The following is a 25,506-nucleotide window of genomic DNA, read 5'->3' on the forward strand; positions in this document are numbered from 1 at the left end:
GCCCGGTGAGGTGGGGGCGTCGTTTACCATTCGGGACGTGGAGGAGCAGGAGGAGAGTCGCGGCGCGCGCGCGGGCAAGCGCCAGGGCCCCGCCATCTCCTCCCTCGACATGGTGGTCACGCTGGTGGCCGTCGTGGTCGTCCTCGCCGGCCTCAGCTTCTCGCTGATCTTCCCGCCGGACAGCCCGGACGCCCCCGTCACCGACGAGGGGCAGCGGGTGCCCGCGGCGGCGATCCCGCCGCCGGCGACAGCGGCCGACCCGGTCGTGCCCGAGGGCGGCGAGGTCCTGGTCCCGCCGCTGGCGATGGAGGCCGAGCGGCAGTCCGCCCAGCTCGTGTGCCAGGCGCTGATCGGCACCACCGAGCTCACGGCGCTCGCCTACAACATCAAGTCGGCCCGCGCCGGCAGTCTCGAGCGCCTGCTCGGCGTCATGCAGCGCTCCGGCGCCGAGGTGCTGCTGCTCCAGGAGGTCGACAACCGGCGGCGCAGCACCGGCAGCGTCGACCAGGCCGCGTGGTTCGCCGAGCGCCTCGGCGGGTGGAACTCCGCGTTCGGACGCAATGTGACCTTCGGCGACGGGCTCTACGGCACCGCGGTCGTCTCGAAATACCCGATCGTGTCCTCCGTCAACACGCCCCTGCCCAACATCGGCCGCGCCCAGCCGCGCGGCCTCCTGCACGTCGTGATCGACGTCGAGGGCGTCGAGGTCAGTCTCTACAGCACACACCTCGACAACACCTCGGCCAACATCCGCACCCAGCAGGCCAGCCGGATCTCCAGCATGCTGGCCGCCGACCCGCGGCCGAAGCTCCTCGGCGGTGACATGAACACCTGGCCGGGCTCCGGGCCGGAGCGCATCCTCACCTCGCGCCTCAGCGACAGCTTCGTCGTCGCCGGGAGCGGCAGCGGACCGACCCACCCGGCGAGCCGGCCGCGCACCCGCATCGACTACCTCCTGTACGGCGGCCCCGACCTCACGGCGACCAGCTCCTCCGTCATGCCCGAGGGCGGCTCCGACCATCTGCCGGTCCGTTCGGTCTTCACCCTCGGCGGGATCAAGACGGAGAAGTGCAGCGACGGGGCCACGTCCAAGAAATCCAAGAAGGGCGGCGAGTCCGAGGGCCCAGCACCGGAAGAGGCCGGCACGCCGCAGTGAGCCGGTTTTCGCCGCACTCAGGCGGGTATAGTGCCCGCGTCAAAGGGTCGAGAGCCGTCTGTTCCCCCAGGGGAGCGCTCGTTCGGAGCCCGATCGGATCTCGGGTGGAGCGGGCAGGAGTCAGGGACGTGGCGAAAGTGTGGGGGACGCGGTCGGCTGCAGGACAGACCCGGGCGGTGGCGGCCCTGGCCGCCCTGATCCTCGCGGTCGGGCTGCTGGTCGCCGGCCAGGCCGGGGTGACCCGGGCCGACGCCGCACCGGGTGCCGTGTCCGACGAGGCGCCCGCGACCGCGGAGGCGCCGGCCGCGCCCGTGGCCCGGAACAAGCCCAACCCCGGTTTCGTCGTCAAGCCCGGCATCACGTTCAACCACCCCTTCCGCAAGAGCAAGCGCGCCGCGATCCACCGCAAGATCGTCAAGACCCTCAAGAACGTCGAAGAGGGTCAGACGGTCCGCATCATGAGCTGGAACTTCGACTCGCCGTACCTCGCGAGCAGGGTGATCGCGGCCCACAAGCGCGGGGTGTCGGTGCAGGTCATCATGGCTCGGGGTCTGGCCCGCGAGCAGGGGATGCACCGTTCCTACGGTGTCCTGCTCCGCGCCCTGAAGAAGGGCAACGCCGACCGGCCCAAGGAGCTGCGCAGCTGGATCCGCACGTGCAGCGCCACCTGCCGCGGCAAGGGCGGCGCGATGCACAACAAGATGATGCTGGTCAGCCGCTCCGGCGCCACCAACTGGATCGTGATGCAGGGCTCGGGCAACTTCACCGGGGCCGCCGCCGTCCAGCAGTTCAACGACTGGACCACGACCACCGAGAACCAGGCCCTCTACGACGGCTGGATGACGATGTGGGAGCAGGCCAAGAAGGACAAGAACTTCCCGGCCCTGCAGTTCACGGTCCCCAGCACCACGATCCCGGGCGCCAGCATCACCACCATGTTCGCCCCGCACCGTGACCAGGTCGACCCTCCGCTCCGGGTCCTCAACAAGGTGCAGTGCAACGGCGCGACCAACACGGCCAACGGCCGCACCAAGGTCCGGGTCGCCAACGCCGTGTGGGGTGACGAGCGCGGAGCGCGGATCGCGCGCAAGGTCCGCGAGCTCCACTTCCAGGGCTGCGACGTCCGGGTGGTCTTCATGATGATGTCCGGCAACATCCGCAACATCCTGGCGCCCGTCCCGGCGAAGCAGATGGTCTACATCACCGGCGCGACGGCCAACAAGTTCAAGGACCGCTACGTCCACCTCAAGGGCCTCTCGGTCGAGGGCAACCTCGACGGCAACCCCGGCGCCAGCGCGGTGCTCTCCAGCAGTGAGAACTGGACCCAGCTCGGTTGGTTCTCCGACGAGCACGACATGATCTTCTGGGACGACGCCCCGATGGCCGCGAAGTACGCCGACTGGGTCGACATGATCTTCAACGCCGCACCGCGCACCCTGGCCAACTACGTCAACTCGGCCGACCCCGACCCGGTGGTCCGGGTCAAGCCGGGCACCGAGTACCTCAGCCCGAAGGACTACCCTTTCCACGAACTCGAGGCCGAGCTCAACTGATGGCGCTCAACTGATGGCGCTCAACTGATGGCGCTCGACTGATGGCGCAACGGGTGGTGCTGCACGTCGGCACCATGAAGTCGGGGACCAGCTTCCTGCAGAACGTGCTCGGCGAGAACAAGACACTGCTGGCCGAACGCGGAGTGCTCTTTCCCGGGCGCCGGTGGCGCCGACAGGTGCGGGCGGTCAAGGAGCTGATCGCCCACGGCGGTCCGGGGCAGCCGTCCATGCCGTCCGACGGCCCCTGGCAGCAGCTGGTCGACGAGATCCGGGCGTGGCCCGGCACGGCCGTGGTGTCCATGGAGTACCTCGCCCCTCGTGACGAGGAGCAGATCCAGCGGATCCGCAAGACCTTCCCGGAGAGCCGGGTCGAGGCGGTCGTCACCTGCCGCGATCTCGGCCGCAACGTGCCCGCGATGTGGCTGGAGTCGGTGCAGAACGGCGGTACGACCGCGTGGCCCGACTTCGTGACCGCTCTCGGCGACCGCAAGGACGAGTCCGGGGTGGCGAACAGGTTCTGGCGCCACCAGGATGTGCCGGCGATCGCCGGCCGGTGGGCGAAGAGCCTCCAGAAGGGTGCCGTCAGCGTCGTCACGGTGCCGCCCCCGGGGGCACCGGGAGACCTGCTGTGGCGGCGGTTCGCGGAGGTGCTGGACACCAGCCCCGACGGCATCGGGCTCGACGTCCGCAGCAACCCGGGCATCGACCTGCCCAGCGCTCAGCTGCTGCTGGAGCTCAACCGGCACCTGCGTCCCGACGGCCGCGGCGACCTGCCGCCGTTCTACGACCGGCAGGTCAAGCACCAGCTGGCCAAGCGCGGTCTGTCGCTGCGCGTGGGCGGCGGTCAGCGGCTGGGGTACGACGACCCGTGGGCCCGCGCGAAGGGCGAGGAGCAGGTCACCCGGCTGCGCAAGGGCAAGCACCGCGTCGTCGGCGACCTCGACGACCTCCGCCCGCGGCCGGTGCCGGGCCTCCAGCCCGCCGACCTGCCCACCGAGGACGTGCTGCGGGCCGCGGTCGACGCCCTGGGCATCGCCCTGGACCGGTGGGCACAGGTCCGGGCCGGACAGGACGAGGGAGACCAGGAGTGAAGTGGCGGGGGCGCCGTGAGACGGCTCCCGGTGCCGATGCTGGTGCCGATGCCGCACCGGCCGCCACCGGGCGCCCGTCGGCAGACGGGCTGCCCCGGGTGGCGGTCATCACGATGAGCCGCGACAGCGGACCGGTGCTGCGGCACTGGGTCGCGCACTACCAGCGCCAGCTGGGGGTCGATGACGTCTTCGTCGTCGACGACCACAGTGTCGACGGCTCGACCGACGACCTGCCCTGCACGGTGCTGCGGCTGCCGTACCTCGACAAGTACCCTTTCGAGCCGTCCCGGATGGGCATCGTGAGCGGGCTGGCGACGTCCCTGCTCTTCGCCTACGACGCGGTGCTGCTCGCCGACGCCGACGAGTTCGTCGTGGCGGACCCGGCGAAGCACGCGACGCTGCGGCACTTCGCGGCCGCGCGCGCGGGCAGTGAGGTCGCCGGCGTGCTCGGCTACAACGTGATCCACCGGGTCGGCGTCGAGCCGGCCCTGGACTTCGACGCCCCGTCGCTGCTGCGGCAGCGCGAGTTCGCCCGGTTCACGCCGCTCATGTGCAAGCCGGCGCTCAAGTGGGTCGACGCCGCCTGGGCGCACGCCTCCCACGGCATCCGGCACCCGTTCGCGCCGGATCCCGAGCTGTTCATGTTCCACCTCAAGTTCGCCGACGTCGGCCAGCTCGAGCTGCTCGCCGAGCACCGTCACCAGGCGGCGGTGGTCGAGGGCCGGGCCGTGAAGTCGAGCTGGAGCCGGCCCACCGACGAGATCGTCGAGGCCCTGCGGACGGCGGCGGCGCAGGTCGAGCAGGCCGAGGCGCAGGGGGAGCTGGGCAGGTTCCGGCCCGGCCCGAAGAAGCTCGCTTCGATCGTGCAGAACGAGGGCGACCTGTGGCGGGCCACGGGCGCTGGTCAGCATCTCGCGCTGGTCCGGCCACCGTACGTCCGGATCCCCGACGAGTTCCGGGACACGATCTGAACTGTCTGGCCGAGCGTGTCGGATATCGACCTCGCCGCCCGGCCCTCGCTGCGCTCGGACCGCGGGCTTCGGTCGATGCGGCTGCGCCGCCGTCCGCCACGCTGCCGGCCGTGCGCTCGGACCGCGGGCTTCGGTCGATGCGGCTGCGCCGCTGTCCGCCACGCTGCCGGCCGTGCGCTCGGACCGCGGGCTTCGGTCGATGCGGCTGCGCCGCCGTCCGCCACGCTGCCGGCCGTGCGCTCGGGCGGCGTAGCTCCCGGCCTGGCATGGCGGCGACCGAACACCGTCTGACAGGCTGGCCCCCATGAGCAACGCGCCGATCCTGGCCGTCACGACGGTCGACGAGGAGGGTCTCGGCCTCTCCGGTGTCGTCGAGGACCGTGCGCTCGACGTCCTGTTCGACGACCGCCGGATCTGGTCCTTCTGGTGCCTGCGCGACACCGAGGAGGCTGCCCCGGACCATGCCGGCGAGCGGCGGGTCGCATGGCCCGAGCGGATGCTCCGCTTCCTCGACGGCGCCACCCGGCTTCGGGTCCGCGACCACGTCGCGGGCACCGTGCTGCACGACGCGGAGACCTCCTTCGGCACGGGGGCGGAGCGGATCGCGTTCGTCAACAAGCAGGGCCTGCCCATCGCGCTCGACAAGTCGGGCCGCTTCCACCCGGAGTTCTCGGTGCGCAGCGGTGACCAGCTCGAGCCGCTGCTCGAGGCGATGCATCGGGTGATCTCCGTCCTCGAGGAGGAGGGGATCGCCGCGTTCCCGGCGTACGGCACCCTGCTCGGCGCGGTTCGTGAGCAGGACTTCCTCGGGCACGACTCCGACGCCGACCTCGGCTACGTCTCCCGGCACGTCTCGCCGGTCGATGTGGTGCGCGAGTCCTTCCGGCTCCAGCGGGCGCTGGCCGCGCGGGGGATGGCGACCTTCCGCTACAGCGGCGGCGCGTTCCGGATCGACGTGGAGGAGAGTGACGGCTCGGTGCGCGGGCTGGACCTGTTCGGCGGCTTCTTCGCCGGCGACGGCAGGCTCTACCTGATGGGCGAGGTGGGCGTGGAGTTCCGTGAGGAGTGGATCTTCCCGCTGTCCACGGTCACCCTCGCGGGGCACGAGTTCCCGGCGCCGGCCGAGCCCGAGCGGCTGCTCGAGGCGATGTACGGCCCGCACTGGCGGGTCCCCGACCCGGCGTTCAAGTTCGAGACCTCGGCCGAGACGAAGGCGCGGCTCGACAACTGGTTCCGCGGCCTGTCTCCCTACCGCCGCGACTGGCAGACCAACCAGGACCATCGCAAGGGCCCGGTCGACCGGCCGATCTCCGCCCTGGCCCGGCAGCTGGCCGACGCCGCGGTCCCGGACACCCACGTGCTCGACGTCGGGGCCGGGCGGGGGAGCGACGCGCTCGCCTTGGCCCGCGAGGGCTTCCCGACGACCGCCTACGACTACGTCCCCCTGACCCTGCGCAAGGCCGAGCGGAGGGCCGGCCGCGACGGCGCCCGCCTCGACGTCCGGATGATCAGCCTCACCCAGCTCCGCTCGGTCCTCGCCGAGGGCGCCCGGGTCGCGCGCCAGGACGGACCGCGCGCCATGCTGGCCCGGCACGTCCTCGACGCCACGACCGAGCGTGGCCGCGAGGGCCTGCTGCGGTTCGCGGCGATGGCCCTGCGCGGTGGCGGCCGGCTGCATGCCGAGTTCACCACGGGGGAGGGCGAGCGCGCGGAGGGTTTGTATCCTGTTCCACTCGACGGCCTCCTCGCGTCGATCGGGCGATTCGGCGGATCGGTCCTCTCGGCGCAGGTCGAGCCCGGCGCCGAGGGCCGCGCCGGCCGGGCCGTCGTGGTCGCCCAGTGGTGAGTCCGGTCGTGAGTGCAGTGGTGAAGGATGAGATGACACAGAATCGCTGGAACCTGTTCGCGACCGTGCGCGCGCAGCGGCTGCGCATCGAGGCCCTCGAGGCCGAGGTGGTCGAGCTGCAGCGCCAGTACGTGCGCATGGCCGAGCTGGTCGACGTCGTCCAGGAGCTGCTGATCCCCATCGCCCAGCGTGACGAGGCCCGGATCGCCGAGGCGATCGAGGCGTTCGACAAGAGCCTGTAGGGAGTCGGTCCGTGGCCCGTCGCGTCTTCGTCCACATCGGCCTGCCCAAGACCGCCACCACCTACCTGCAGACGATCGTGTGGTCCTCCCGGGACCGGCTGCGCGAGGACGGTGTGCTGCTGCCCGGCCTGGGCCGCTTCGATCATCTGTGGAGCAGCCGGATCGTGCGCGACGATCCGCGGCTGTCCAAGGCGTCCGAGGAGCACCGCACGGCCTGGGAGCGGCTGCGGGAGGAGATCGCGGCGTACGACGGCGACGCGCTGGTCACGCACGAGTTCTTCGCCGCGGCGAGCGCCGAGCAGGCGTGCCGGATGGCCGAGCAGCTGGCCCCCGCCGAGATGCACGTCGTGATCACCGCGCGCGACCTGCTGGGGTTGTTCACGGCCAGCTGGCAGGAGAGCCTGAAGAACCGTGGCACGGCGCCGATGAGCACCTACTCCCGGGAGGTGTCCGAGGATCCCCGCGACGTGTGGAACTGGCGCACCCTCGACCTGCACCTCGTCCTCCAGCGCTGGTCGGAGGCCGTCGCCCACGAGCGGATCCACGTGCTCCCGCTCGACACCTCGGCCCCGCGGGACGAGATCTGGCACCGCTTCGCCGGGCTGCTCGGTCTGGGTGCGGACGCCTACGACCTGAGCCGGTCGTTCCCCAACGAGTCCATGGGCGTGGTGGAGGCCGAGGTGCTGCGCCGGGTCAACGAGCACCTGGTCGCCGGCAAGGCACTCGGCCCTGCCCGCGACCGGGGCATGTTCATCCGCACCTATCTCGCCGACGAGCGGCTGGTGCCGCGCCGGGGCGAGAAGTTCTGGCCGCAGCCGGACCGGGTCGCCGAGTGCCGGGCCCGCAACGAGGCCGCTCTCGACTACCTGCGCAGCCACCCCGTCGACGTGGTGGGGGATCTCGCCCGGCTGGAGATCCCGGCCGAGCTGCCGCCGCGGCGGACACCGGACTCGGTGACCGACGCCGAGGTGGCCGCCGTCGCCACCGACCTGATCGCGTCCCTGCTCACCGATGTCCGCGACCTGAGCGTCGATCGGCCGGCGGCTCCGGCCGCGAGCCGGCGCGGACTGCTCGGAGCCCTGCGCCGCCGCTGATCACCCCGGCTCGCCGGTGCGGGCCGCGAGGTCGTGCGCGACCCGGTCCCGTACGACGGCGTAGGCGGACCTGTTCTGCGAGGTGACGGTGCCGGTGAAGTGCCGCGCGGCGAACTTGAGCTGCATCAGCTGCCGGCGCTCGATCCACCGGTCGGTGAGCGGCCCCTGCCTCAGCTCGCGCAGGTAGTGGGCGCTGATCATGCCGGGCCAGGACACGACGTGGCGGTCGGAGCGGCGTGCGTCGGTACGCACCGCCCGGCTGTTCTGCAGGTCCCGCGCGCCGTCGATCAGCGTGATCCGGGCCCGGTCGTAGCGCGCGGCCTGCTGCCGCTCGACCACGGACTTGACCTGGACGCCCCGGATCCGCCGGTGCTCGGTGTCGATCACGAGGAAGTCGGCGTTGGCGGAGCGGGCCCACCGCTCGAACTGGGGCGGGCCGGGCAGGACGAGGAGCCGGCGGTCGCGCCGGGTCAGGTCGAGGAGGGCGATGTAGGCGTCGATCTCGGTGAGCGCACCGGTGTTCACCCCACGCAGGGCCCGGGCGTCGGGGTCGAAGAAGAGGTCCTCGTCGATGAGGTCGTCACGGGCCTGCGCGAGCAGCAGCGCCTCGTTGGCCAGGTTGACGCAGCACCACTCCACGGTCTCGCGTCCGACCAGGCTCGCCTGCCCGGACAGCAGGGACGCCCAGAAGGGGAGCGCCTTGGCGTTCATCCGGTGGAAGTTCACCTCGCTGCCGAGCTGGGCCAGGCTCTCCAGGAGGGCGGTGACCTCCTCCGGCTCCGCGTCCGACTCCGACAGCCCGTCCAGCCGGGCCGTCACCCACTGCGTGGCCCACTCGCTCACGCCCCCGAGCTTGTCCTGGGTCCACTGCCAGTACTGGTTGCTGTAGGCGTTCCACTCCTGCGGCAGTGGCGCGCGGCCCAGCGCCAGCGCCTCGTAGAGGAGCTCACCCCACTGGGCTGCGATCCGGCGCACGTCGGCCAGGCGCGCCTCGACCTCGGCCTGGTAGCGCGGGTAGCGCCCCGGCTCACGGTGGTAGGCGACCACGAACTCGTCGAACTCCATTTGCTTCCCCCCACAGACATCAACGCGTCGGGTAACAGTGAGTTACATCATTCTATAGAAGGACATACTTGTCTGGTGTTCTCCTGAAGGGCCTCGTGGTGACGATGTCACCGTGCCCTGGGACGACGGCGACGCCCGCGTGCTCGGACGGCGTGTGCGCCGGCTCCGCGAGGACCGGGCGATGTCGCAGGAGGCGTTGGCCCGCCGGGCCGGCTGCTCCAAGAACCACGTGCAGCTGATCGAGGCCGCCGGCCGCGCTGCCGAGGCCCCGCCGAGGGGCGCCCGACCCATCAACCTGCGGCTGAGCACGCTCTACGGCCTGGCCGACGCCCTGGGCGTCCAGCCGTGGGAGCTGGTGCGGGACCCGGGCACGGACGCCTGATCGGAACGCCCGATCACGGTGCGGCCCGAGGTGGGGCCGTGGTGTTCGATAAAAGACATCGATGTAATTCGTCGAATTACATCGATGTAGTTATTCGCACCGTATTGCCATGGTGAAGTTGTTACTGGTGTGATTCCTGAGGCAATTGTTCACTCGGTGCATTTTCGGCACCGGATTCGGGAGGTCCCATGCGCACCCAGAGCTCGCTCCGATGGCTCCGATGGTCCCGTGCCCTACCGGCGACGGTCACGGCGCTGGCGGTCCTGGCGACCCTCCTGGTCCTCGCCGCGGCCACCACCGGAGGCGGACGGGGTGGGCTCGAGAGCGCCGCCGCCACGACGGACCCGGCCACCGGCAGCGGCATCCGCCTGGTGCAGGCCAACATCAAGTCCGGCATGTCGGCCTCGGCCACCGCCTCCGACCTCGGGCAGGTCTTCGCCCAGCTGCCGGACTTCATCACCTACAACGAGGTCTCCAGCCGGCCCGACGCGATGCTCGCGCCTCCTGGCTACGCCATCCAGCGCACGCCGGGCACCTACACCGGGGCGACGGCGGTGGTCTGGGACACCGCCCGCTGGACCAAGATCGCGGCCGGCACCTACAACATCTCCGAGGTGTGGGGGAAGTCGAAGAAGCAGAAAGTGCATTGGGGCGTGCGCTACGCGAACTGGGTCACCGTGCGCAATGCCGAGGGCAAGACCCTCTCCGTCGTCGCCGTGCACTTCGCTCCGGCGACGAAGTACACGATGGGCCTGACCGTGCCGTCGTACCAGCGGATGGCCGCGCTGGCCCAGACGCTCTCCGCGCACGGCCCGGTGCTCATGGCCGGCGACGTCAACGTGAACTTCCGCACCGCCGCCTACCCGCGCAACGAGATCGCGGCCCTGGGGCTGTCCAACGTCTTCGACCTGTTCGGCGTCGCGCCGGCCACCCACGACAGCGGTGCGGTCATCGACCACGCCTACCTCTACCAGGGCGACCCGCTGCTCCCGGTGACGAACCTGACCACGGTCGGACTCCATTCCGACCATCATCTGGTCGTCGTCGACCTCGGCAACGTCGGTCAGCGGGCCGGCGCCTTCGCGCCCGGCTGGATCTCCAACAAGGACGACGCCAAAACCACGATGCGCCTGGCCCGCAGCGCCATCGACCAGGCTCCGCCCGGATCGGCGCTCCACCTCGCGTCGAAGAAGATCGGCAAGGGGATCTACAAGGCGATCGTGAACGCCCGCGCTCGCGGCGTCGAGGTGCAGATCATCACGGGGCACGCCAAGGCCACCTCGCTCGACAAGAAGCTGACCAGGCTGCTCGGGACGAAGAAGAAGCACAAGTCGTGGGCCAAGCGGAAGTCGAACTGGGGCAAGACCGGTCTGCCGAAGGCGCTCGTGCTCGCCAGCACGTCCGGCGGCACCCGCGCCGTCCGGATCGACTTCAACCGGACCTGGCTCCCCAAGGACCAGAAGCGCTCCGGCTCGGTCGCCCAGATCCGCTCGGACCAGCTCGGGTACGACGAGATGTTCATCCGCTTCTTCGCGGCGGTGGGACGCACCATCTGAGCGGGTCCCGAGACCGGTGACATGTCTCACGTCACCGGTCTCGGGCGCCGTTCGGGGGGTCCTGGGCGGTCGGTTCGCGGGTACAGTGCGCTCCGGCACGACCAGCGAAAGGGAGCTGAATGACCCGGCTTTGTCAGACCGAAGGCCTCTCCGAGGACCAGTCCGAGATCCTGAAGGCCGTGCGCGTCTTCGTGGACGAGCAGATCATCCCGGTGGCCCAGGAGCTCGAGCACTCCGACACCTACCCGCAGGAGATCGTCGACGGCCTCAAGGAGCTCGGCGTCTTCGGCCTGACCATCCCCGAGGAGTTCGGCGGCCTGGGCGAGTCCCTGCTGACCTACGCGCTCGTGGTCGAGGAGATCGCCCGCGGCTGGATGAGCGTGTCGGGCGTCATCAACACCCACTTCATCGTGGCCTACCTGCTCATGCAGCACGGCACCGAGGAGCAGAAGCAGAAGTACCTGCCGCGGATGGCGACCGGCGAGGTCCGCGGCGCGTTCTCGATGTCCGAGCCGGGACTGGGCTCGGACGTGTCGGCCGTCTCGACGAAGGCCACGAAGCAGGACGACGGGTCGTACTCCATCACCGGCCAGAAGATGTGGCTGACCAACGGCGCCAGCTCCACGCTGGTCGCGCTGCTCGTCAAGACCGACGAGGGCGCCGAGAGCGTCTACAAGAACATGACCACCTTCCTCGTCGAGAAGGAGGCCGGCTTCGGTGAGACGGCCCAGGGCGTCACGGTGCCCGGCAAGATCGACAAGATGGGCTACAAGGGCGTCGAGACGACCGAGCTCATCCTCGAGGGCCACCAGATCGGCGCCGACCAGATCCTCGGCGGTGAGCCCGGCAAGGGCTTCTTCCAGATGATGGACGGCGTCGAGGTCGGCCGGGTCAACGTCGCCGCACGGGCGTGCGGGCTGGCCTGGCGCGGCTTCGAGCTCGGTGTCGCCTACGCCCAGCAGCGCAAGACGTTCGGCAAGGTCATCGCCGAGCACCAGGCGGTGCTGTTCCGGATCGCGGAGATGGCGACCAAGGTCGAGGTGGCGCACAACATGATGGTCCGCGCCGCGCGCCTCAAGGACACCGGTCGGCGGATGGACGTCGAGGCCGGCATGGCGAAGATGGTCGCCTCGGAGTACGCCAACGAGGTCGTCGAGGACTCCTTCCGGATCCACGGCGGCTACGGCTACTCCAAGGAGTACGAGATCGAGCGGCTGATGCGCGAGGTCAAGTTCATGCTCATCGGCGAGGGCACCTCCGACATCCAGAAGATGATCATCGGGCGCCAGCTCCTCAAGGAGTACAAGCTCAAGTGAGCGTCAGCAATGCGAAGCAGCCGGGGAGCGAAGCGACCGACGGCAAGACGAACCCGGGCAACTTCTTCGAGGACTTCACGCTCGGGCAGGTCATCCGGCACGCGACGCCGCGCACGGTGACCGAGGGCGACCGGGCCGTCTACGGCTCGATCTACCCGACCCGGTTCGCGGTGCCGTCGTCGGCGGTCTTCGCCGCGTCGGTCGGCCTGGACCCGCACCCGGTGGAGGAGCTGATCGCGTTCCACATCGCGTTCGGCAAGACCGTCCCCGACGTCTCCCTCAACGCGGTCGCCAACCTCGGGTACGCCGAGTGCCGCTTCCACCGTCCCGTGGTGCCCGGCGACACGCTCAGCACCACCTCCGAGGTGATCGGGCTCAAGCAGAACTCCAACGGCAGGAGCGGCGTGGTCTACGTCCGCTCGACCGCCGTCAACCAACGCGGCGAGGTCGCGCTGGACTGGGCCCGCTGGGTGATGGTCCACAAGCGCGACACGAGTGACGTGGCCGCGCCCGCGCCGGAGAGTGTGGTGCCCGAGCTGGCGCCCGCCGTCGCCGCGGCCGACCTGGTGGTGCCCGACGGGCTCGACTTCTCGGCGTACGACTTCGCCGCGGCCGGGGAACCGCACCGCTTCGACGACTATGTCGTGGGGGAGCGGATCGACCACGTCGACGGCGTCACGCTGACCGAGTCCGAGCACCAGCAGGCCACCCGGTTGTGGCAGAACACCGCCAAGGTGCACTTCAACGTCGAGGCGCGTCCCGACGGCAACCGGCTGGTGTACGGCGGTCACGTCATCTCGATGGCCCGGGCGCTGTCCTTCAACGGACTCGCCAACGCCCAGCTGGTCGCGGCCATCAACGCCGGAGCGCACACCGCCCCGGCGTTTGCGGGAGACACGGTCTACGCCTGGTCCGAGGTCCTCGACCGGGCCGAGACCGCTGCCCCCGGCGTGGGCGCGCTGCGGCTGCGGCTCGTGGCGACCAAGGGCCGTGACACGTCGATGACGCTGCGCGGCGAGGACGGGAAGTACGCCCCGGGCGTGTTGCTCGACCTCGACTACTGGGCGTTCATCCCGCGCTGAGCCGCTCCGGGCGAGACCGTCAGTCGGTGCCGACCACCACGTCCTTGATCGTGTAGGTGACCTCGTCGTCGACGGCCTGGGCGATGCGGTCGAGCATGACCGAGCTGGGGTGGTCCTGGCCGTCCGGCCAGTCCACCTTCGCCTTCGCGACCTGCGGGTCGTTGGCCATGGCGATGATCTCGTCGATGGTGAGCCGGGCGAAGTCGGGCGCCGCGCGCCCCGCGGTGGGGCCGTCGAGAGAGGTCGCCTCGGTGACCTCGCCGTCGCGGACGACGACCTCGACCGTCCCCACCTGGGGGCAGTAGCAGAGCACCTCGAGGTGGTAGCTGTAGTCCTGCGGACCGTAGGTGGGGAAGGACGCGGTGCCGGCCGGGCCGGTCGTCGTACCGGTCGTCGTGCCGGTCGCGTCGGCGCTGGGGCTCGCCGAGGCCGTCGTCCGGTCCGCGGCACGGTCGGACTCCTTGCTGCAGGCGGCGCCGGTCAGCAGCACGGGGACGAGCAGGGCGGCGAGGGCGGCGGTCGAACGCATGGTGCTCATGATGCCTGGGACGTCCCACGGTGCCGATCGGTTCCCCGGCGCCCGTGGCCGGGACGGCGTCCCGCGGGCCAAAACTGGAACAAGTTGCAGTTCGAGCCGTGACCTGAGTCACAGGCGGGTCGTTGGACCTGCTACGGCCCGCCCGGGCCGGCGACCTGTGGTGCTCACCCCGAGAGGCACGCATGCCCCGAATCGCACGTGCGCGACGCCCGCGCCTGCTCCTCGGCGTGACGAACGTGGTCGTCAACTCAGGAGTAGGTGGCTGACCAGTGGTGATGAGCACGCGTACCCGCTTGCGCCGGACCGCGGGCGTCGCCCTGGTCCTGGTGGCGCTGACGGCCTGCGGTTCCCAACTCGACCCCGCGACCGTCGCGAAGGCCAGCGGTCAGGACGGTACGACGGGGACCAGCTCCGGCACGACCGGTGACGCTGGGCTGCCGGCCGGTGACACCCCGGCCGCCGGCGACGTACCGGTCGGGGGAGAGGCGCCCGCGCCCGGCGCGGCGGGCGACCCGGGTGCGCCGACCGGGGGTGGCTCCAGCGACCCCGGCGCCGCGGCCGGCGGCGGGGGCAAGTCCAAGGGCAAGGGCTCGCCCACGGGCGGCACCAAGGCGGCCTCCTGCGAGGGCTTCAAGAACCAGACCGGCATCACCGACAGCACGATCGCGCTGGCGAACGTCTCGGACATCTCCGGACCGGTGCCCGGCATCTTCGAGTCGGCGCAGCAGGCGACGCGCGCCTATGTGGAGTACTTCAACTCGCAGAACACGATCTGCGGCCGCAAGCTGTCCCTGGTCAACCTCGACAGCCGGGCCGACGCCGGCGCCGACCAGCAGGCCTACGTCAAGGCCTGCAGCGAGGCCTTCGCGGCGGTCGGCTCGATGTCGGCCTTCGACTCCGGCGGCGCGGCCACGGCCGACTCCTGCGGTCTGCCCGACATCCGCTCGACGATCGTCAACCCGGAGCGCCAGTCCTGCAAGTCGTGCTTCGGCGCCTACTCGATCCGCACCAACCTGATCCCGGACGCGGCCTCGAAGTGGCTGGCGCAGAAGTTCCCCGACGCCGTCAAGAACGCCGCCGTCCTCTACATCAACGCCGGCGCCGCGCCGGTCAACTCCAAGAGCATGGCGGCCGGGTACGAGAAGGGCGCCGGCTGGAAGGTCACCTACCTGCAGGGCATCGACGTGGCGGAGTTCAACTTCGCGCCGTACGTCCAGCAGATGAAGGACAAGGGCGTGCGGGCGGTCGCCTACCAGGGGCCCTACCAGAACACGGTGAAGCTGCAGCAGGCCATGGCCCAGCAGGGCTTCAAGCCGGACTTCTTCCTGCAGGACCCGACGATCTACGACAAGCGGTACGTCCAGCAGGCGGGTGCCGCGGCGGAGGGCACCTATGTCTACGCGGCTAACGACCTCTTCGAGAACACCAAGAACGCCGAGGTGCAGCTGTACCTGTCCTGGCTGCAGCAGGTGAAGCCGGGCGCCATCCCCAACTACTACGGGCTCTACGCCTGGTCGGCGGCCCGTCTCTTCGTGGAGAAGGCGATCTCGCTGGGCGGGAAGCTGAGCCGGGAGTCCCTGGTCGGCGCGTTCCGGGCGACCACCGCGTGGACGGGCAACGGCGCGCACACCGCGATGAACCTCTCGACGCCGAGCTCGCCGCCGTGCCTGAAGGTCATCCAGTACACCGGCGGCCGGTGGCAGCAGGTCTCGCCGGGCGACTACATGTGCGGTGGCGTCGTCGACTCCGGGGTCGGAGGCTGATCGTGGGCTCCCTCTTCGCCTACGTGCTGCTGGGTCTGTTCACGGGCGCGGCTTACGCGATCATGGCGAGCGGCCTGGTGCTGACCTACACCACCACCCGGGTGTTCAACATCGCCCACGGCGCGTTCGGCATGTTCCTGTCGTTCGTGTTCTGGGACTTCACCCAGCGCCAGGGCATCCCGACCGTGCTGTCGCTGATCCTGGTGCTCGGCGTCGTGGCGCCGGCGATCGGCTGGTTCATCCAGCGCTTCGTGACCCGTGGCCTCGGCGAGGGGCCCGTGTCCGTGGCACTCGTGGTCACGGTCGGCCTGCTGGTCGGTCTGATCGGGCTGGCCCAGTATCTCTGGCCGCCGGAGCCGCGCGCGCTGCTGCCGTTCTGGCCCGACACGAGTTGGAACATCGGCGGCACCTATGTCACCGCGCATCAGCTGGTCACCCTGATCTGCGCCGTCGCGGTGGCCTTCGGCCTCTACCTGCTGCTCGGCCGCACCCGGATCGGTACGGCGATGCGCGCGTCGGTCGACAACCCGGAGCTGCTCAAGCTGTTCGGGGGCAAGCCCGACCGGGTCGCGGCCCTGTCCTGGGCGATCGGCATGTCGCTCGCGGCGCTCGGCGGCATCCTGCTGGCGCCGGTCGTGCTGCTCGACTACTACGGCCTCACCCTGCTCGTCATCAACGCCTACGCCGCCGCCATGATCGGCCGGCTCAAGAGCCTGCCGATGACCTTCGCCGGCGCGATGGTCCTCGGCATCCTGGAGTCGCTCGCGGTGGCCTACCTGCCCAAGGACGGCTTCCTCAACTCGTTCCGCGCGGTGATCCCCGCGCTCTTCCTGTTCGCCATCGTCGTGCTGATGCCGCAGGCGCAGCTGCGGATCGGCCAGGTCAAGGGCATCGTCACCGCCCCGGTCCCCACGATGCGGAGCTCGATCGGCGCCGGCGCCGGTCTCCTCCTGGTCGCCCTGCTGCTCGTCAACGTGGTCGCGCCCAACCAGGTACTGCTCATCGGCGTCGCGGCGACGTACGCGATGGTGATGCTGTCGCTGGTCCTGCTGACCGGGTACGGCGGCCACGTCTCCCTCGCGCAGTTCACCTTCGCCGGTGTCGGCGCGCTCGCCTACGCCAAGCTCGACGAGCCGAACCTCCTCGGACTGCTCGTGTCGGCGCTGATCGCCGCCGCGGTCGGTGCCCTCGTCGCGCTGCCGGTGCTGCGGCTGACCGGCCTCTACCTGGCGCTGTCGACGATGGCGTTCGCGGTGCTGATGGACAAGGTGATCTTCAACGCCGACTTCGCGTTCAAGTTCAACGGCACCCTGGCCGCCGAGCGGCTCTCGATCCTGGGCCTGCGGATCGGGTCGGACACCTCCTACGTCTGGTTCATGGTGCTGGCGTTCGTGCTGCTCTCGCTGGGCCTGCTCGTGCTGCGCCGCGGCGCGCTGGGCCGACTGCTGATCGCGATGCGCGACAGCCCGTCGGCCTGCGGCACCCTCGGGCTCGACATGCGCTGGTTCCGGGTCGGCCTGTTCGCGCTGTCGGCGGGCATCGCCGGCCTGGCGGGCGGGCTCTTCGCCGGCCTGCGCGGCACGGTCGGTGCCGCCGACTTCCTCTACTTCCAGTCCCTGCTGGTGCTCCTGCTGGCCGTCGTCTTCGGTGCCACCTCGGTCACCGGCGCCCTGCTCGGCGGCGTGGCGCTGATGCTGCTGCCCGAGTTCCAGGCCGCGTCGCCGAGCATGGCCGGCCTGCTGTTCGCGGTGATCGGCTTCGGCGCGGTGCTCCTCGGTCGCGACCCCAACGGCATCGCCAACCACCTGTTCCGGGTGGGCCGCTGGCTGCGGGAGCGGATCGCGCCCGGTCTGGGGGACCGGCTGGGCGAGCGGCTGCAGGGGCTGCTGCCCCGCGGGGGGACGGCCGCGGACGGCTCGGTCGACGTACCCCTCGTCGACGTCCCGGGCAGCCCGGCCCGCCCGGAGCACGGCGCCTCCGACACCATCGTCATCGAGAAGGTGAGATGAGCATGGCTCTCCTCGAGGTCGACGACGTCGTGGTCCGGTTCGGCGGCGTCACCGCCGTCAACCGGGCATCCTTCACCGCGGACCGGGGCGTGATCACCGGCCTGATCGGGCCCAACGGTGCGGGCAAGACGACTTGCTTCAACGTGATCACGGGGCTGCAGAAGCCCACCAAGGGACGGGTCCGCTACCGCGACCGCGACGTCACCTCCTGGCCGGTGCACCGTCGCGCCCGGCACGGCGTGGGGCGCACGTTCCAGCGGCTCGAGGCGTTCGGCTCGCTGTCGGTGCGTGACAACGTCCGGGTCGCGCACGAGATCCACGGCGGCCCGCTCACCTGGCTGGGGGGCAGGCGAGGCGTGCTCGGCGTCGACGTGCTGCTCGACCGGGTCGGCATCGCGGAGTACGCCGACGAGCGGGCCGACTCGATCCCGACCGGGACCGCGCGGCTGCTGGAGCTGGCCCGGTGCCTGGCCAGCGACCCGCAGCTGCTGCTCCTCGACGAGCCGTCGTCGGGCCTCGACGAGACCGAGACCGGCGCCTTCGGTGCGCTGCTCGTCGACCTCGCGGCGGAGGGCTGCTCGATCCTCATGGTCGAGCACGACATGGACCTGGTGATGAGCGTGTGCCACGACATCCACGTGCTCGACTTCGGCGAGATCATCGCCTCGGGCGCGCCGGCCGACATCCGCACCGACGCCGGCGTCCAGCGGGCCTACCTGGGCTATGCGGAGGGTGACGGCGACACGACCACCATGCAGGCCGTCGCGGAGGAGGTGAGCCCCGCATGAGCGTCCCGATCCTCGACGTCATCGACCTGCACGCCGCCTACGGGCGGATCGAGGTGCTGCGCGGGGTGGACCTGGCCGTGCCGCGCGGTGCGGTGATGGCGCTGCTCGGCCCCAACGGCGCGGGCAAGTCGACCCTGGTCAAGGTGATCAGCGGCCAGAAGGAGGCCACCTCCGGGGACATCCACCTGGCGGGGGTGCACGTGCGGGGGGCCAGGTCCGACGACCTCGCCCGGGTCGGACTGTGCACGATCCCCGAGGGCCGCTCGGTGTTCCCGAACCTCACCGTCGAGGAGAACCTGGTCCTGATGTCGTACGCCGGCGTGCCGGCCCCCGCGATCCTCGACACCGCCTACGCGTACTTCCCCCGGCTCCACGAGCGTCGCCACCAGCTCGCGGGCACCATGTCGGGCGGCGAGCAGCAGATGCTCGCCATGTCGCGGGCGCTGGCCTCCGACCCGGCGCTGCTGCTGCTCGACGAGCTGTCGATGGGCCTGGCGCCGCTGATCGTCGACGAGCTCTACGAGACCGTCGCGCGGATCGCCGAGTCGGGTGTGTCCATCCTGTGCATCGAGCAGTTCGCCCGCACCGCGCTGCGGGTCGCCGACTACGCCGCCGTGATGAGCGGCGGTCGCATCGTGGCCACCGGTGAGCCCGGGGAGATCCTCGAGACCATGGCCGACGTCATCCTGGGAGGGGCAGCATGAACCACCACGCGCACCGGTGCCGGCTACTCGTGGGCGGGGCTCTGGTGGCCTCGCTCGCGACCCTGGCCGTGGGGCCCGGCGCCCCGTCCGCCCGCGCCGACGAGGGCGGTGGCGGCTCCGCGGCGTACGGCGGCTACACCGCCCAGGCCTGGTCGACGCCCATCCGGGTCGAGGTATTCGAGCCGAGCCTGCCGATCCCGGTCGACGCCGGCATCGCCCAGCTGGAGTTCGACATGGGCTACAGCAAGGTCAAGGCCGACTCCGGCGAGTCGCGCGGCCGCGCCAGTCTCTTCTGGCCGGGCGACCCGGTGGGCGAGGGCCTCAAGACCTTCGCCGAGCAGCTCGGGCTGCCGCCGAACCCGCTCACCGACGGCGGCTACCCGGTGCAGGTCAACTCGCAGTTCCCCGGGGACACGCCGACCCAGAAGGACGAGTCGATCCCCGGCGCGATCATGACGACGACGTCCGGCGACAAGACCGCGAGCGCCGAGACCGGCTTCTCGCCCGACGGCGCCGTGCTCGGCCCCGAGGGCGCCGTCGCGGACCCGGGCACCAAGAGCGGGCTGCTGGACCTGCTCAACGGCGTGACCGGCCTGCTCACCGGGGGACTCGGCGGGGGACTCGGCGGGGCTCCGACCAGCGGGGCGACCCGGGCGGCGGCGCCCGGACTGCCGCCCCAGCTCGCCGCGCTCGTCGACATCGACGGCTACGTGTCGACCAGCCGGATGGACGCCACCAAGGGCAAGGTGGTCGGCGTCTCCCGCGCCACGCTCGGCGAGATCCGCCTCCTCGGCGGGCTGATCACGCTCGGCGGTGTCGAGACGGTCGCGAAGTCGACCTCCGACGGTGCCACCGGTACGGCGACCGGGTCGGCCACCTGGGGCAAGCTCGCGATCGCCGGGCAGGAGTTCGGGATCGGCCCGGACGGCGCGCTCACGATGGGCAAGACCGTGCCGATCCCCGGCCTCGACAAGCTGCCGCTCGACGCGCTCAAGGCGCTCGGTGTCAGCATCGAGGTGCCGCAGCAGGTCCGCACCGTCGAGGGCGACGCCGGCACCAGCGTCTCGGAGGGCCTGCGGATCACCATCGACACCCAGCTGCTGGCCCCGTTGCTCAAGACGCTGCCCACCAACCTCCTCGCCGAGCTGATCCCGGCCCAGGCCGGTCCGCTGAAGGGCGTCGTGTCGGGCCTGTCCAACCTCGCGCCCAAGGTGGTCGTCACCCTGGGCATCGCCGAGGCGGAGGTCGACACCGTGCCGCCGATCGAGATCCTCGCCCCGCCGCCTCCTGCGGAGGCCGCGCCTCCGGCAGCCGCGCCCGAGGCGGCGCCGGCACCCGCGGCAGGCGGGGTCGGCGTACCGTCGGCCGTCGCGCCGGTGCCGCCACCGGCCGGTGGCGTGCCGACCGCGGGAGGGACGCCGGGCGGTGCCCTGACCGACGCGGCGCCCGCCAGCGCGGGGCTGCCCGAGCTGTTCTCGATCCCCGGCCTGCTCCTGGTGGGTGCCTTCGCGCTCGCGGCCGTCGCCGGGTCGTGGTTCCGCCGGCTCGGCGCCGCGGCGCTCGGCATCGGTGCTCCCTGTCCCCACGGCCTCGACAGCGGCCTCCCCGACCTCCGAAAGGCCTGAGCCATGACCACAGCCGCCACGCCCTCGAGCCGCCCCGCCCGATCCCCGGGCCTGCCCCGGGCCGGGGACCTCGCCGGCGCCGGCCGCTCCGGCGTCGCGCCCCTGAAGGACAACCACTACGCCCTGCTCCAGGTGGTCCTCTTCTGGGCGGGCGCGATCATGCTCCCGCTCGGGATCGTGGTGATCATCCTGGGCTGGTACGGCGCCGCCAACACGCCCTACCAGTGGGACCAGATGTCCTATGTCGTCTCCGGCGGCATGCTCGGACTCGGCCTGACCTTCGTCGGCGGCTTCCTCTACTTCGGCGCGTGGCTGGCCCGGATCGCCGCCGACGGGCGCGAGTCGTCCAAACGGCTCGCCGACACCCTGCTCGTGCTCGCCGAGGTCACCGCGACGACGGCCCGCACCGATGCGCAGGGCCTCGACGTCGGCGCGATCCCGGTGGTCGCCGGTGGCGGCACCACGATGCACCGGCGCGACTGCGCGCTGATCGCGCACCGCGACGACCTCGCGCCCGTCGGCGAGGACAACGCCCACCTGGCCACGTGCCGGGTGTGCCGGCCGACGGTCCGGCGCTGACCCGGCGCAGTTGAAGTCGGCAAGCACGCCGACCCGGCGCAGTTGAAGTCGGCAAGCACGCCGACCCGGCGCAGTTTGAAGGCTCTTCACAGTTGACGGTGTAGGAGTTGGGGTCTGAAGCCGCCGGTCTCGAGCAGGCTGCGGGCGATGTAGTTGGTGAGGTTGCGGAACCCGAGTGCGGAGCCGCGGAGGTGTTCGAGCCGTCCGTTGATGGCCTCGGTGGGTCCGTTGCTGGTGCCGGGGCGGTCGAAGTAGGCGAGCACGTCGGCGGCCCGCTTCTTCAACGTCCTGCCGAGCTTCGCGACCTCGATCAGTGCCTTGGGGACGCTGGCGCTGAGGTCGGCGATGAGCTTGACCATCAGCTCGCGGGCGTGAGCCCGGTCCTGGGTGCGGTAGGCGGTGATCATGCGCTGGTAGATGCCCCAGGTCGCTTCGACCTCGACGTGCTGGTCGTCGACGAACAGTCGGTTGAGCCTGTCGATCTGTCGGTCGGTGAGCAGCCCGGTGCCGGTATGCAGAGTGCGTCGCGCCTTGTAGAGCGGGTCGTCCTTGAAGCCGCGGTGGCCGTGGATGGCGAGCTGGACCCGGCGGCGGCACTGGTCGAGTGCGTCGCCGGCGAGCCGGACCACGTGGAAGGGATCCATCACCGCGACCGCGTCGGGGACCTCTTCGGCAGCAGCGGTCTTGAAGCCGGTGAACCCGTCCATCGCGACCACCTCGACGCCGTCGCGCCAGGCATCGGGGCGTTCGGTGAGCCAGGCCTTGAACGCCGACTTCGACCGACCCTCGACCATGTCGAGCAGGCGTGCGGGGCCGGTGCCGTCGCGGACCGGGGTGAGGTCGATGATCACGGTGACGTACTTGTCGCCGCGCCGGGTGTGGCGCCACACGTGCTCGTCCACGCCGATCACCGCGACCCGGTCGAAGCGGTCCTCCTTGTCGATCAGGACCCGCTTGCCTTCGGCCAGGACCGCGGCGTTGGCGGTGTTCCAGGCGACCCCGAGCCCTTCGGCGACCCGGGCGACGGTGAGGTGTTGGACCACGATGCCTTCCAGGGCCCACCGCAGGCCGGTGCGGGTCAGCTTCGCCCGCGGCTCGGCGGCGCGGCGGGTGTCTTGGCGCCACACGTGTCCGCAGCCGGTGCACTTGTAGCGACGGATCGAGACCAGCAGCGTGGTCGGGCGCCAGCCCAAGGGGACGTGTGCCAGCCGCCTGGTCACGGTGTCGCGAGGTGCGCCTTGGCAGCCGCAGCGTCGACACCACCCCTCGCTGCCGTCGTCGGCGTCGACGACGCGGCAGGCCAGGACCGCACGGTCGGGCTTGAGGTTTTGGCCGACGACCTCGAGACCGAGGTCGTCGAGGCGGCAGCAACTTGGTCAGGTCAGGGCGCGCGAAGGTAGCGTCAGGCAAGTCGAGGTCTTCCGGATGGCGAGCGTGAGAACTTCCATCCTCGGGAGACCTCGACATCTATCCCGGGACCGCCACGCCAGCGCTCGTTACACCCTCAACTGTGAAGAGCCAGTTTGAACCCAAGGGTTAAGACTGCGCCGGGTCGGCGTCAGTTCCGGTTAAGACTGAGCCGGGTGGGCGGACCTCGGGTACGTCGCGCGCGGCGAACCAGCGGGCCAGGGGAAGCAGGGTCAGCACCAGCACCATCGGGACCACGAAGCCGAACCGCAGCTCGTCCTGACCGACGACCCCGGTGAGCACCGCGCCGAGCAGACCGCCCACGTAGTTGAACTGGTTGAACCGGGCGATCACCGTGTCGACCCGCTCGACCGAGCCGCCGGCGATCCGGGCCGCCGCCGAGAAGCTCAGCGGCGCCACCACCGAGATGCCGGCCCCGGTCAGCGTGAAGCCCAGGACGGCGACCGGCCAGGTCGGGGCGGCGGTCACCACGGCCAGACCACCGCAGGCGACCACGGCCCCGATCCGCAGGACCGGCGTCGCGCCGTACCGCTCGACCAGCGAGTCGCCGGCCAGGCGCACCACCAGGCTCGCCAGGAGGTAGGGCAGCGTCGCGAGCGCGACCCAGCGTGACGGCGCGTCGACCACCTCGTCGAGGTAGATCGCGCCCCAGGTCTGCGCGGCCGTGTCGACCATGTAGAAGACGACCATGCCGAGACCGACCAGGAGGATCGGCCGCCAGGGGATCGCCGGGCCGGCGCCGGGGCGACCGGGGTCGCCGGGGTCGCGGGTCCGGGGTAGGAAGGCCGCGCCCGAGGCGAGCAGCGGCACCACCGCGACTAGGGCGGTCCAGGCCAGGTCGAGGTCGGCCGTTGCGAGGGTCGCCGCCGCACCGAGCAGGCCGCCGAAGGTCCACGCCCCGTGGAAGCTCGGGAGGATCGTGCGGCCGAAGCGCCGCTCCAGGGCGACCGCCTGCATGTTGGTGGTCGCGTCGACCATGCCGAGGCCGACGCCGTACCCGCCGACACCGACGAGGAATGCTGCCCACGCGGGCGCGGCGAGCATCAGGGCCGCGCCGCCGGCGACGAGCACCAGCCCGGCCCGCAGCACCCGCGCGCTCGCCGTCCGGGCCGCGAGCCGCTCCGCGAGCACGGACCCGGCGCCCGCGAGCAGGACGATGGCCAGCAGCACGCCGGAGATGGACAGCTCGGACAGCTCCCAGCGGTCCTTGAGGTCGGGCAGACGGGTGGTGAGTCCGATGAAGACGAAGCCCTGGGTGGCGAAGCCGAGCGCGACGGCGAGCCGGTACCGGGTCAGGGGGGCGGTCAGGGGCATGGCGGGATCCTGCCACCGCCCGGGCCGGCCCGGGCGCGACTGGCAGGATGTCCCCATGGCCGATTCCGCGTTCCTGGCCCGCCACGGCGCGACGGAGTGGAGCGTCGCGGGACGGCACACCTCCCGGACCGACCTGCCGCTGCTCCCGGAGGGCGAGGAGGTCGCGCGCGGGCTGGCCGGCCGGCTCGGCGGGACCGTCTTCGCCGAGGTACTCACCAGTCCGCTACGCCGCGCCCGGCGTACCGCCGAGCTCGCGGGCTTCCCCGACGCCGAGGTCTGCGACGACCTCCGTGAGTGGGGGTACGGCGACTACGAGGGCCGCACCACCGCGGAGATCCGTGAGCAGGTACCCGGTTGGACGGTGTGGACCCACCCGGCTCCGGGCGGTGAGCCCGCCGCGGCTGTCGCGGCCCGCTGCGACCGGGTCGTCGCCCGGATCCGGGCCGCCGCGGGCCCGGTCCTGGTGGTCGCCCACGGCCACGTGCTGCGGGCACTGGCCGCCCGCTGGCTCGGCCTGCCGGTCGCCGACGGACGACTCTTCCGCCTCGACACCGCCACGCTCTCCGAGCTCGGCCACGAGCGGGAGACCCCCGTGCTGCTGCGCTGGAACAGCTGAGCCCCGGGCCGACCCACACCGACCCGGCCCGGATGCTTGACGAACCGGCCGCGGCGCAGCACGGTGTCGGACATGCCGACCGATGAGCCCGGAGCATCCCGCGGCGGCCCCGACGGGGTGCGCGTGGGGTGCCCGCGCTGCCCGGCACCGGTGGCCGAGCTCGGCGACGGACGCTGGTCGTGCCCGGACCACGGCATCGTCGTTCCCCTCTGGCGGCCGGTCGTGTCGTCGTACGACGAGTTCGCGGCCCACCTGCTGCGGGTCGGGCCGCTCTTCCCGACCTTCCTGCCCTGGCCGCTGGGGCCGGGCTGGACGGTGAGCGACTTCGCGGCCGTGGTCGCCGAGGGTGACACCGCGCACGCCACGATGGCCTGCGTCTCCGGGACCAGTCAGCTCGACGGACCGGTGGACGTGATGGTGATCAGCGAGGAGCCGGGCACCGGCTTCGGTGCCCGTGTCGCCGGCATCGCCGCCCCCGACGATCCCGAGCGTCTCGACCCCGGTCACGAGGTCGGCGACGGCCCGCCGCCGGTCCGGGTCCGCGTCGACCAGTACCCCGTCGGACTGTGGCCGGTCTCGGTGAGTGCCAGGCCGGGGGAGTGGGACCGCTCCGTGCTCGCCGGGGAGGCCGGCGGCCGCTGGCTGTGGCTGATCCTGCGCCCCGCCTCGGCGATCCTGTTGCTGCGCGACGAGTGGATCCTCCGCGACATCTCCGCCACCGGTCCGCAGCTGGTCGCCCTGCCGTTCGGCGGGCCCGCACCCTCCTGGTGAGGGTGGTGCACGCACTA

General features: G+C 71.4%; 22 protein-coding genes and 1 pseudogene. 19 read left to right on the top strand and 4 right to left on the bottom strand.

Features of this window, described 5'->3' with window-relative positions; translation table 11 throughout:
* Positions 1-37: 37 nt before the first annotated feature.
* The 7 genes from RB608_RS18500 to RB608_RS18530 all read left to right on the top strand — a co-directional run bounded on the left by RB608_RS18500 (position 38) and on the right by RB608_RS18530 (position 7,953).
* Complete coding sequence (locus tag RB608_RS18500) at positions 38-1,156, top strand: endonuclease/exonuclease/phosphatase family protein (protein ID WP_308089520.1); 1,119 nt, start codon at positions 38-40, stop codon at positions 1,154-1,156.
* Positions 1,157-1,332: 176 nt separating this feature from the next.
* Positions 1,333-2,709, top strand: a complete 1,377-nt coding sequence (locus tag RB608_RS18505) for a phospholipase D-like domain-containing protein (RefSeq protein WP_308089521.1) — start codon at positions 1,333-1,335, stop codon at positions 2,707-2,709.
* Between the two features lie 41 nt (positions 2,710-2,750).
* The gene (locus RB608_RS18510) at positions 2,751-3,800 is read left to right on the top strand and encodes a hypothetical protein (protein WP_308089522.1); all 1,050 of its coding nucleotides are present in this window, start codon (positions 2,751-2,753) and stop codon (positions 3,798-3,800) included.
* On the top strand, positions 3,797-4,771 hold the full coding sequence (locus RB608_RS18515) for a glycosyltransferase family 2 protein (RefSeq protein WP_308089523.1): 975 nt from the start codon (positions 3,797-3,799) through the stop codon (positions 4,769-4,771). The genes RB608_RS18510 and RB608_RS18515 overlap by 4 nt, the downstream gene beginning before the upstream one ends.
* A gap of 304 nt (positions 4,772-5,075) precedes the next feature.
* Positions 5,076-6,617: a hypothetical protein gene (locus RB608_RS18520; RefSeq protein ID WP_308089524.1), complete on the top strand. Its 1,542-nt coding sequence runs from the start codon at positions 5,076-5,078 to the stop codon at positions 6,615-6,617.
* Positions 6,618-6,649: 32 nt separating this feature from the next.
* Positions 6,650-6,859 carry a DUF6752 domain-containing protein gene (locus tag RB608_RS18525; protein WP_308089525.1) on the top strand — a complete coding sequence of 70 codons (210 nt, stop codon included), beginning with the start codon at positions 6,650-6,652 and terminating at the stop codon, positions 6,857-6,859.
* A gap of 11 nt (positions 6,860-6,870) precedes the next feature.
* Positions 6,871-7,953, top strand: a complete 1,083-nt coding sequence (locus tag RB608_RS18530; protein WP_308089526.1) for a hypothetical protein — start codon at positions 6,871-6,873, stop codon at positions 7,951-7,953.
* Here the strand turns inward: RB608_RS18530 and RB608_RS18535 are convergent, their stop codons facing one another.
* The gene (locus RB608_RS18535; protein ID WP_308089527.1) at positions 7,954-9,018 is read right to left on the bottom strand and encodes a hypothetical protein; all 1,065 of its coding nucleotides are present in this window, start codon (positions 9,016-9,018) and stop codon (positions 7,954-7,956) included.
* A 112-nt stretch (positions 9,019-9,130) separates the two neighbouring features.
* Here RB608_RS18535 and RB608_RS18540 point away from each other — a divergent pair, with 112 nt between their 5' ends.
* From RB608_RS18540 to RB608_RS18555, 4 genes are all read left to right on the top strand, one after another.
* Positions 9,131-9,400, top strand: a complete 270-nt coding sequence (locus RB608_RS18540) for a helix-turn-helix transcriptional regulator (protein WP_308089528.1) — start codon at positions 9,131-9,133, stop codon at positions 9,398-9,400.
* Between the two features lie 188 nt (positions 9,401-9,588).
* Positions 9,589-10,956, top strand: a complete 1,368-nt coding sequence (locus RB608_RS18545) for a hypothetical protein (protein WP_308089529.1) — start codon at positions 9,589-9,591, stop codon at positions 10,954-10,956.
* Positions 10,957-11,075: 119 nt separating this feature from the next.
* A complete protein-coding gene (locus tag RB608_RS18550; RefSeq protein WP_308089530.1) occupies positions 11,076-12,272 on the top strand; it encodes an acyl-CoA dehydrogenase family protein in 1,197 nt (398 codons plus the stop codon).
* On the top strand, positions 12,269-13,354 hold the full coding sequence (locus tag RB608_RS18555; RefSeq protein ID WP_308089531.1) for a MaoC family dehydratase: 1,086 nt from the start codon (positions 12,269-12,271) through the stop codon (positions 13,352-13,354). Before RB608_RS18550 ends, RB608_RS18555 begins: the two co-directional genes overlap by 4 nt.
* A gap of 19 nt (positions 13,355-13,373) precedes the next feature.
* Here RB608_RS18555 and RB608_RS18560 read toward each other — a convergent pair whose 3' ends face one another.
* A complete protein-coding gene (locus tag RB608_RS18560; protein WP_308089532.1) occupies positions 13,374-13,883 on the bottom strand; it encodes a DUF6174 domain-containing protein in 510 nt (169 codons plus the stop codon).
* A 284-nt stretch (positions 13,884-14,167) separates the two neighbouring features.
* Here RB608_RS18560 and RB608_RS18565 point away from each other — a divergent pair, with 284 nt between their 5' ends.
* From RB608_RS18565 to RB608_RS18590, 6 genes are read left to right on the top strand one after another with little or no spacing between them, the layout of a single operon-like run.
* The gene (locus RB608_RS18565; protein WP_308089533.1) at positions 14,168-15,655 is read left to right on the top strand and encodes an ABC transporter substrate-binding protein; all 1,488 of its coding nucleotides are present in this window, start codon (positions 14,168-14,170) and stop codon (positions 15,653-15,655) included.
* A 2-nt stretch (positions 15,656-15,657) separates the two neighbouring features.
* A complete protein-coding gene (locus RB608_RS18570) occupies positions 15,658-17,664 on the top strand; it encodes an ABC transporter permease (protein ID WP_308089534.1) in 2,007 nt (668 codons plus the stop codon).
* Positions 17,661-18,452: an ABC transporter ATP-binding protein gene (locus RB608_RS18575; RefSeq protein WP_308089535.1), complete on the top strand. Its 792-nt coding sequence runs from the start codon at positions 17,661-17,663 to the stop codon at positions 18,450-18,452. The genes RB608_RS18570 and RB608_RS18575 overlap by 4 nt, the downstream gene beginning before the upstream one ends.
* A complete protein-coding gene (locus RB608_RS18580; protein ID WP_308089536.1) occupies positions 18,449-19,156 on the top strand; it encodes an ABC transporter ATP-binding protein in 708 nt (235 codons plus the stop codon). Before RB608_RS18575 ends, RB608_RS18580 begins: the two co-directional genes overlap by 4 nt.
* Positions 19,153-20,781, top strand: a complete 1,629-nt coding sequence (locus RB608_RS18585; protein ID WP_308089537.1) for a choice-of-anchor P family protein — start codon at positions 19,153-19,155, stop codon at positions 20,779-20,781. Before RB608_RS18580 ends, RB608_RS18585 begins: the two co-directional genes overlap by 4 nt.
* 3 nt (positions 20,782-20,784) lie before the next feature.
* A complete protein-coding gene (locus tag RB608_RS18590) occupies positions 20,785-21,360 on the top strand; it encodes a hypothetical protein (protein ID WP_308089538.1) in 576 nt (191 codons plus the stop codon).
* 86 nt (positions 21,361-21,446) lie between these two features.
* Here RB608_RS18590 and RB608_RS18595 read toward each other — a convergent pair.
* Together RB608_RS18595 and RB608_RS18600 are read right to left on the bottom strand one after the other, a co-directional pair.
* Positions 21,447-22,770 (bottom strand): annotated as a pseudogene (locus tag RB608_RS18595) (ISL3 family transposase).
* A 126-nt stretch (positions 22,771-22,896) separates the two neighbouring features.
* Positions 22,897-24,102 carry an MFS transporter gene (locus tag RB608_RS18600; protein ID WP_308089539.1) on the bottom strand — a complete coding sequence of 402 codons (1,206 nt, stop codon included), beginning with the start codon at positions 24,100-24,102 and terminating at the stop codon, positions 22,897-22,899.
* Positions 24,103-24,157: 55 nt separating this feature from the next.
* Here RB608_RS18600 and RB608_RS18605 point away from each other — a divergent pair, with 55 nt between their 5' ends.
* Both RB608_RS18605 and RB608_RS18610 read left to right on the top strand, forming a co-directional pair.
* Positions 24,158-24,718 (top strand): histidine phosphatase family protein, encoded by a 561-nt coding sequence (locus RB608_RS18605; RefSeq protein WP_308089540.1) that lies wholly within the window; start codon positions 24,158-24,160, stop codon positions 24,716-24,718.
* 72 nt (positions 24,719-24,790) lie between these two features.
* Positions 24,791-25,489 carry a DUF6758 family protein gene (locus RB608_RS18610; RefSeq protein ID WP_308089541.1) on the top strand — a complete coding sequence of 233 codons (699 nt, stop codon included), beginning with the start codon at positions 24,791-24,793 and terminating at the stop codon, positions 25,487-25,489.
* Positions 25,490-25,506 lie beyond the last annotated feature (17 nt).

Origin of the sequence: Nocardioides sp. LHD-245 (assembly GCF_030929495.1) — a bacterium.
Lineage (GTDB): Bacteria > Actinomycetota > Actinomycetes > Propionibacteriales > Nocardioidaceae > Nocardioides.

What these genes read in the sequence shown, in the direction of transcription:
- RB608_RS18560 (WP_308089532.1), bottom strand. Translation starts at nt 13,883, where the DNA reads ATGCGTTCGACCGCCGCCCTCGCCGCCCTGCTCGTCCCCGTGCTGCTG.
- RB608_RS18575 (WP_308089535.1), top strand. Translation starts at nt 17,661, where the DNA reads ATGAGCATGGCTCTCCTCGAGGTCGACGACGTCGTGGTCCGGTTCGGC.
- RB608_RS18520 (WP_308089524.1), top strand. Translation starts at nt 5,076, where the DNA reads ATGAGCAACGCGCCGATCCTGGCCGTCACGACGGTCGACGAGGAGGGT.
- RB608_RS18600 (WP_308089539.1), bottom strand. Translation starts at nt 24,102, where the DNA reads ATGCCCCTGACCGCCCCCCTGACCCGGTACCGGCTCGCCGTCGCGCTC.
- RB608_RS18545 (WP_308089529.1), top strand. Translation starts at nt 9,589, where the DNA reads ATGCGCACCCAGAGCTCGCTCCGATGGCTCCGATGGTCCCGTGCCCTA.
- RB608_RS18535 (WP_308089527.1), bottom strand. Translation starts at nt 9,018, where the DNA reads ATGGAGTTCGACGAGTTCGTGGTCGCCTACCACCGTGAGCCGGGGCGC.
- RB608_RS18510 (WP_308089522.1), top strand. Translation starts at nt 2,751, where the DNA reads ATGGCGCAACGGGTGGTGCTGCACGTCGGCACCATGAAGTCGGGGACC.
- RB608_RS18585 (WP_308089537.1), top strand. Translation starts at nt 19,153, where the DNA reads ATGAACCACCACGCGCACCGGTGCCGGCTACTCGTGGGCGGGGCTCTG.
- RB608_RS18565 (WP_308089533.1), top strand. Translation starts at nt 14,168, where the DNA reads ATGAGCACGCGTACCCGCTTGCGCCGGACCGCGGGCGTCGCCCTGGTC.
- RB608_RS18590 (WP_308089538.1), top strand. Translation starts at nt 20,785, where the DNA reads ATGACCACAGCCGCCACGCCCTCGAGCCGCCCCGCCCGATCCCCGGGC.
- RB608_RS18550 (WP_308089530.1), top strand. Translation starts at nt 11,076, where the DNA reads ATGACCCGGCTTTGTCAGACCGAAGGCCTCTCCGAGGACCAGTCCGAG.
- RB608_RS18525 (WP_308089525.1), top strand. Translation starts at nt 6,650, where the DNA reads ATGACACAGAATCGCTGGAACCTGTTCGCGACCGTGCGCGCGCAGCGG.
- RB608_RS18605 (WP_308089540.1), top strand. Translation starts at nt 24,158, where the DNA reads ATGGCCGATTCCGCGTTCCTGGCCCGCCACGGCGCGACGGAGTGGAGC.
- RB608_RS18580 (WP_308089536.1), top strand. Translation starts at nt 18,449, where the DNA reads ATGAGCGTCCCGATCCTCGACGTCATCGACCTGCACGCCGCCTACGGG.
- RB608_RS18610 (WP_308089541.1), top strand. Translation starts at nt 24,791, where the DNA reads ATGCCGACCGATGAGCCCGGAGCATCCCGCGGCGGCCCCGACGGGGTG.